The 7,331-nt window shown below is 40.2% G+C and carries 5 protein-coding genes and 1 pseudogene; 1 reads left to right on the top strand and 5 read right to left on the bottom strand.

The window, feature by feature from the left end; genetic code table 11:
- Window positions 1-33: 33 nt before the first annotated feature.
- On the bottom strand, window positions 34-1,026 hold the full coding sequence (locus tag JOC94_RS14175; RefSeq protein WP_077113702.1) for a stage II sporulation protein M: 993 nt from the start codon (window positions 1,024-1,026) through the stop codon (window positions 34-36).
- A 74-nt stretch (window positions 1,027-1,100) separates the two neighbouring features.
- Here JOC94_RS14175 and JOC94_RS14180 point away from each other — a divergent pair, with 74 nt between their 5' ends.
- On the top strand, window positions 1,101-1,913 hold the full coding sequence (locus JOC94_RS14180) for an RDD family protein (protein WP_321189698.1): 813 nt from the start codon (window positions 1,101-1,103) through the stop codon (window positions 1,911-1,913).
- Window positions 1,914-2,303: 390 nt separating this feature from the next.
- Here JOC94_RS14180 and JOC94_RS14185 read toward each other — a convergent pair.
- The 4 genes and pseudogenes from JOC94_RS14185 to JOC94_RS14200 form a co-directional block, all read right to left on the bottom strand.
- Window positions 2,304-2,902 (bottom strand): annotated as a pseudogene (locus JOC94_RS14185) (GNAT family N-acetyltransferase).
- Between the two features lie 515 nt (window positions 2,903-3,417).
- Window positions 3,418-4,395 carry an HD domain-containing protein gene (locus tag JOC94_RS14190; protein WP_205179653.1) on the bottom strand — a complete coding sequence of 326 codons (978 nt, stop codon included), beginning with the start codon at window positions 4,393-4,395 and terminating at the stop codon, window positions 3,418-3,420.
- Window positions 4,396-4,981: 586 nt separating this feature from the next.
- Window positions 4,982-5,182 carry a hypothetical protein gene (locus tag JOC94_RS14195; protein ID WP_205179654.1) on the bottom strand — a complete coding sequence of 67 codons (201 nt, stop codon included), beginning with the start codon at window positions 5,180-5,182 and terminating at the stop codon, window positions 4,982-4,984.
- A 116-nt stretch (window positions 5,183-5,298) separates the two neighbouring features.
- On the bottom strand, window positions 5,299-6,735 hold the full coding sequence (locus tag JOC94_RS14200) for an 8-oxoguanine deaminase (RefSeq protein WP_205179656.1): 1,437 nt from the start codon (window positions 6,733-6,735) through the stop codon (window positions 5,299-5,301).
- Window positions 6,736-7,331: the final 596 nt, after the last annotated feature.

The raw sequence follows: 7,331 nt of genomic DNA on the forward strand, positions 1-7,331 counted from the left end.
TTTTTCTCTTCCCTCAGACAAATATGATCTATATTATCCAGAGTAAGAATGATGAGTCTTGGATGAAGACCGGTGCTTTTCAATCCGCATCTTGCCGATCACAATGTAGAAAATAAGACCTATGACGGTGGCGAAAGCTGTAAAATACTTGGCTTCCAAAGAAATGGCGGCAGGAGTAATAAAACCTTCGATCAATCCGGCAATGACAAATAGTGGAACGGTGCCTAAAAGCAGTTGAACGGACCGTTTTGCTTGTATTTTTAAATGAATCCTTCTTGGAAGTGACCCGGGTACAAAAAGTTTGTATCCCATTAATAATCCCGCGCCTCCGGCAATAAAGATGGCCGTCAGTTCAATCATTCCGTGGGGAACGATATACGCCCAGAATTCATATGTTTTATTTGAATGCCAAAACAAGGCGAAAAGCGCTCCGATCAATATGCCGTTATAAATAAGTACATAGACGGTTAACAGACCGAATGTAATCCCGCCGGCAAAAGCCAATATGGCAACCTGTATATTATTCGTCATGATGCTGGCCGACATCATCGAGGAGAGCACTTTTCCATCGTGACTGCCCAGCTGGTCCGGGTCGACGTTTTGAGCGATATCAGCAGGGATGATGGAATAAAGATTTAAGGGGTCATTCACGACAGAAAAGAAACTCCCGAGTCCGCCTAATGTAAAAAGAACGCAAGCCGCCAGTACAAATTTCCATTGCTCCGATAGGAGCCCGATAAATGTTGTACTGAAAAAATGGCGCATTTGTTTTACACTTGATATTTGATCTTTATATAATAAGTTGTGGGCTTTTGAAACAAGACCGTTCAAATAAAGAGTCACATCTTCTTGTGGAAAATATGTTTGGGCATATGACAGATGATTGGCTGCTTTTTGATAATGTTTGTAAAATTGGTTGATGCCAGCCCCATTAATATCAGGCTTTCTTTTACTTAATTCTGCCATCAATCGTTCAAGTTGTTTCCAATCATCTCGATGATTTTTGACAAATTGCTTTGCGTTCATATGTAGTCTCCATTTTCTTCTGTTATTCTATTATCATAGTCATTTTTTCTTTTGGAATCAAATATTGAAAGCGAGTGTATCTATTGGAACAAGAACAAGTTGGCATTAAAACGCCAGAATATGTCTCTCTGCAATTTAAGCTGGCCGGCCTGGGGAGCAGGGCCACCGCATTTTTAATTGATTCAGCCATATTGATGGTGGCCAATCTGCTGATGTACGTTATCGCATTTGTTATTCTTACTGGAGAAATGGTTCTTTTTGATACCTCCTCTATCAGCTTATTTTTGTTTGGGATCATCATTATCATGATGTTTGTCATCTATTGGGGATATTTCATCGCGTTTGAGTTTTTTTCCGGAGGAAGGACGATCGGAAAAAAACTCATCGGCATCCGTGTCATTCAGGATAACGGCCATAGTCTGACATTGCTTTCAAGCTTTATTCGCAACTTGCTCCGCATCATCGATGCCTTACCCGGCAGCTATTTGGTCGGCATTTTTATGATCTTTTTTCATCCCCAGCATAAAAGGGTCGGTGATCTTGTTGCCGGAACGATTGTTGTTCACGAGCGAAAGGCCCAAAGCAAAAAAAGCCTTTCCCCGGTTGAGAAGGAAATAAGCAGACGAGGCCTTGCGAAACATGATCTCGATCTTGGTGAGTGGGCACTCGATTCTTTGGGTGCAAAAGATTGGAAATTGATAAAAACATACGGAAACCGGCTTTCTGGACTAACGGCACATGAAAGAAGCGCACTTACGAAACAAACAGCAGATATTCTCTTTGGAAAACTCGGTATGGATATGAGCGAAAAGGAGCAGGTTGAGTTGGAAAACGCGCTTCTCGTTCTTTATTTGCATATGAAAGATGAGTGGGAGTATGAATTATAATGAGTTCTCTATCTCCCTTTTATCACTCAACAAGAGAGGCAACGCCCAAAAGGAAGTTGCCTTTTTTGGTGCGCCCGGGCTTGGGCATCTTTCGCAGTCCGATTTTACACCAAGTCTTTCGGAATTCGAAAAGCCTCAAGTGACACTTTACTGTATTCTCCATTAGCGAAGGTTTGCTGGAAATTGGTACGAAAAAATCGCTCTTTAGGAAGATCAGAGGTCTATGACATGAACTTAAAATCTCAGTATTGGCGCGCAAGAAGTAGAAGTTGAGGAAGATTAGAAGCTTATGACATGAACCCCAACTTAGAGAAAGTTTGGTATTTCATCGGCATATATGTGAAAATACAAACACTGTTGGAACAAGGATAAAATCAAAGGATCATCGGCTTACATTTGTTTGTTGGAAGTGGTTAACATATCTTCTAATCTCTCCTTCGCTGATTTCCACTCACTCTCAATTACGCTGTAATATACTGAGTTACGATAGGTTCCATCTTTACGTATCATATGATTTCTTAAAATGCCTTCCTTCAGTCCACCTATTTTTTCATCGCTTTTTGTGATCTGACATTTTGCTCGTCCGTTTTAAATTGAACTCGTATTAGTTTTAAAGTTTCAAAGCAATACGTTAATAACAAGTATTTACATTCTGTATTAATATGTGTTCCCCATACAGATGGAGAATACCATGTCCAGCCGATTTCCAAGCTTTTGTTGGGGTGTGAAATATCAAGAAATCGTGTAGAACCAACAATTTGATTGTTTTCACGAAGGAATACAACGAATGGACATTCTTTTCCCGTTTCTTTTTTGTTTAACGCTTCTTCAACCAAAGACTCCATATCATTTAATGAATAAATGTTTCTTGGTAAATGATCCCAAATCATTTTATCCTTGCCGACATCATATAAACCTTGTATATGCTGTCTATCCATTGGAACAATCCGCACTTTCTCGCCCGCAAGTTCATTAAACATATTGTTCATTCCCCATTTCCTCTTTATAACGTACACACACGATGAATTGATTTTCTTTGTTGTGATAAACATTATAATACTCATTTATTCAAAGCGCATCGCTGGCAATGTAAAATTTTTAAGTGGACAACCATGAATGAGCGCAAGCTTGTTTTAAAGATTGATTGCGAGAGCAATAAGAAGTGTGGTGTCAAGAGGAAGTGAATAAAAAATGTGAATAAAAAATGAAAAATTTTTGTTTGCAAAGATGTCCTTCAGGATATATACTAATTACACAAATTCCATGGAGGTGCAAGTATATGAACAAAACAACTAAGCAAGGAATTATTTTCGCAGCAGTGCACACCATCTTTTTTCTAAATTTGGCTTTTGACTTCTATTACTTGTTTTAAACCCGTCTCTTTTAAAGCGTTTTCATATACAGTTTTTCTCATCATTAAAAAGGGCTCTCCAAATACTGGAGGGTTCGCTTTTTGCTGCTTACCCTCAATCATTACCCTATGTTCAAGCTGAAGATGTTTTACTTACGTGGAAATGATTTTTACAAACATTCCTTCTTCCGCTTTTCTCTTCGCCTTTTCGTTCATTTTTTTAATTTTCTTTGATAATGCAGAAGCGCGTATGAGTTGACCGTCACAAAGTACTGATGGGTCAATAAGCCTTATTTTATTTTTACGGTGTAAATCATATGTAAGTTTATCTTCTTTGACATTTACATGACGCTTTATGTTGTTAACAAGATTGTTAACTTCCTTGTCTTGGGTCATTCGTAATAAGTACATGACCTCTTCATCCGTTAAAAGCAGCGTATCGAGATCAATAATCTTTTTTTCCAAAGCTATTTTTATCGTCTTGGCCAGCATATCATAGCCATAAACATTCAGAGGATTCATAAAGAAATCAATGACTTCTTTATAGTAAGTTTGTACAAACCATTCAGCCGCTGTTATACTTTTCAGGTATATTTTCCCGTCGCGCAATCGTAAATGATTTAAGAACATGTTTATTTCTTCGGATGTAATCTCTCCGTATTGGTACATATCTCTCAGTGTATAATCAATTCTGTCCGCACATAATTCGGGAGCGGGCTGCTCAAGTATTGTCCATTTAGAGTGATCCAAAAGGATGCTCTGATAATCAAAACCGTATTGATTAAGAATACGGGGGATTTCAGAATCGGCTATGACTCGATCATAAATTGTTTCGTGGTAATCTTCCGCTTTATTTTCAAACACAAAATCAATTACGTGTGAAAATGCCGTATGCGAAACGTCGTGCAGCAAGCCCGCTACTTGTTCTTCTAAAGAGCCGCCAAGCTTTTGAATCAGAAGCATGACACCTATGGAATGATCATATCTTGTTACATTCCACTTTTCATTCACAAAATAACTGGCTCCTCCTTGGTAAACTCCTTTTAATCTTTGAACGGGACTGCTGAGAATAAGCTCTTTAAGAAGTCCATCTACCGTATATTTTCCATAAATAGGATCTGAGATATTCATTTTCCCGATTCTCCTTGTTAAATAGAATACGCTGGCTTTTCGCCACCGCGATCCCTCACGAAGTTAGAAATCTCCATCAATACATGTGGTTTTGTTTTGGCTCCGTATTCTAATCTGATAACGCGGCAAAACAGGAACGTGCGTTCTATTTATATTATGGAATATAGGTTGTCTTTTGTCAAATGCCAATATAGGAATCTGTAAGTGCGTACCAATCTCTGAATATAAATGAAAGCGGAACTCTCCATATGCGTGCTTGGACAAGTGGTCTATGCTGATATGGAGCCGATGAGAACGGGAGAGGTTAAAATGAAAAAATCTTTGATCATGTCATGGGGGGAGGCAATGTGAGGGGGAAATGCGTGCTTGGCCGGCGTTCAAAACAAAGTGAGCCATATCGAACGGCAACATGGCATTGATGCCATAAGCTTTCAGAGAGAAACTCATTTTTGTGGTAAAAGGGGGAAACAGAGTTGGAAAGGAACTTGCGGAAATAGGGAGAAGTCCTTCACATAAATCAAGCATCTATTGGTTGGTTTCATACAGATTCTACACAGCGAAGCTTGCCGAGCAATGCTTATTCATCTCAGTTCATCATGCCCAGCCACGCTGATACAGCCTGGTCATCGAAGGAAAGGGAGAAAACCAGCCAGTCTCTTTGGTGAATCGAGCCAAGTTCTTTTTGACTACGTTCCTGCTTGAGTTTTTCTTGGGACGGGGCTGGGACATAAGTTGAAAGCTGATTCATATTCGTAAAAATCGTAAGAATAAAACCGCGTGAAATCAAGGGGGAACCACCAGGTTTTTAAATTGTTTCCATGCGGTTTGTTACATTTTTACAGGGTTTTGTGCGGGCCCCGTTCTCTTTTCATTTATTTCAGACAACCCCTGTCATGGCATTGTTTAACGTAAATAATGCCAAGCGTTGGTAACAGCCTCTCTTGCCCTTATCTTTTTATAATCTATTTTTGTATGTTTGGCGGCAGTTTCCAGCATTCTAGCGGCGGCTTGTGCTTGGGTGGAAAGCAAAGCTTCATTTACATTCACTAGCCGGCCATCTTGCACGACTACTTTCCCGCCAACAATAGTCGTATCAACCTGTGATGTCCCCGTGATGATCGGGAGTGAGGCATCATCAAATAGTGCCCCGGCAAATTCAAGTCTACCGGCGTCCACCATAAACATATCCGCTGCCTTTCCCACCTCTAAAGAACCGATACCGTCTTCCCAGCCAAGAACTTTAGAGGAACCTCTTGTAGCCACATGTAAACAATCTTCGGCACTTAGTGCTGTTGCGCCATGCTGAAGCTTATGGAGCAAATTCATGATCTTTAATTCCAGCAGCATGCTTGATGAATCGTTTGAAGCAGAACCATCTACCCCTACCCCTACTTTTACACCCGATTGAAGCATTTTCAAAATCGGAAAGGTTCCTGAAGATAGTTTCATGTTGCTGCTTGGGCAATGAGCGACGCCACAGCCACAAGTTCCTATCTTTTTAATTTCATGATCATTAAACCAAATTCCATGAGCGTACCACACATCATCACCTACCCAACCTGTTTCCTCCATAAATTCCAAAGGACGCAAGCCGAGCTTTTCTTTACAGAAATCTTCCTCATCTTTTGTTTCGGCTAAATGTGTATGCATCCGGACACCGTAGCTTCTTGCCAGATCGGCCGATTCTTTGAGGAGATCCCGGCTTACAGAAAATGGCGAGCAAGGGGCGACCCCCACTTTTACCATTGCAAAACGATGATGGTCATGATACGTTTCAATGACCCTTCTCGTATCCTTGAGAATGATATCCTCATCTTGGACGACTTCATCAGGCGGAAGCCCTCCCCTTGATCTTCCTAAGCTCATGGAACCCCGTGTAGGGTAAAAGCGAATACCCAAATCATGTGCGGCCCTAATTTCTTCATCAATCAGTTCCCCGGAAATCCCATTGGGAAACACATAAAAATGGTCTGAAGAAGTAGTACAGCCACTTTTTAATAATTCTCCCAATCCAACCATCGCACTCAGGTAGACATCTTCTGGCCTTATATGCCGCCAAATATCGTAAAGTGTCATTAACCAATCAAAAAGCTCACAGTCTTGTGCCCACGGAATGTTTCTAGTAAAGGTTTGATATAAATGATGGTGCGTATTGATTAAGCCAGGGTAGATGATTTTCCCTTCGGCATTGATCACGGTGTCCGCTGTTTCATAAGGAATGTTGGTCCCGATTGCCTTTATTTCTTGATCCTCGACAAAAATACTTCCCCCGGGATACCGCTGGCGTTGTTGATCCATAGAAATAATATTTCTTGCATTTTTTATTAATAAACTCGGCATATAAAAAAACCTCCATTAAAAAAATCTTGCTTGGTACAGTTTGGACTATGGTCATTTCACAGCACCGGAACATGATATCTTTTCCTCATCCGCCCCCTTTTTACAAAAAAAACCACACAGCTGCAAAGTGGCAGCTGTGTGGCGAAAATAGAGAAACCTCTAGAAAAATCCACACTTTCATTTTAGGATTCATTGTAAGTTTACTGTAAATTGAAAAATAATATTTGTCAACACTAATGTATAAACAGCGGCTGATTCATTCCTCCTTTCTTGCTTTGCGATAAACTCTGTGTAAGTATGGGCCGACAAGGTAAAATAGCGTACCGGAAAGAGAGCCGGTCAGATTCCTTAGATTTTAAGCTAAACCTCCATACTAGAGAACTGAAAAAGCTGTCTGATCCCGCATGTTTTTTGGCGATAGCTGAAAACAACAAACAAGAGGATTAAGCATAGGGTGGGAGACGGTTGTAACCTATGTACATTCATTCTGCCTATATCTTGTTATAAATGCTACTCTAAGAATGTACAAAGTTGATTGTTTAATAATGTACAGCTTCGACCAATAACCGCATAATATTCTTGAGGTGAATATTATG

Source organism: Siminovitchia thermophila (assembly GCF_016909185.1).
Lineage (GTDB): Bacteria > Bacillota > Bacilli > Bacillales > Bacillaceae_C > Siminovitchia > Siminovitchia thermophila.

Bases quoted from the DNA above. Each gene is read 5' to 3' on its own strand.
- JOC94_RS14175 (WP_077113702.1), bottom strand. From the start codon at position 1,026: ATGAACGCAAAGCAATTTGTCAAAAATCATCGAGATGATTGGAAACAA.
- JOC94_RS14190 (WP_205179653.1), bottom strand. From the start codon at position 4,395: ATGAATATCTCAGATCCTATTTATGGAAAATATACGGTAGATGGACTT.
- JOC94_RS14200 (WP_205179656.1), bottom strand. From the start codon at position 6,735: ATGCCGAGTTTATTAATAAAAAATGCAAGAAATATTATTTCTATGGAT.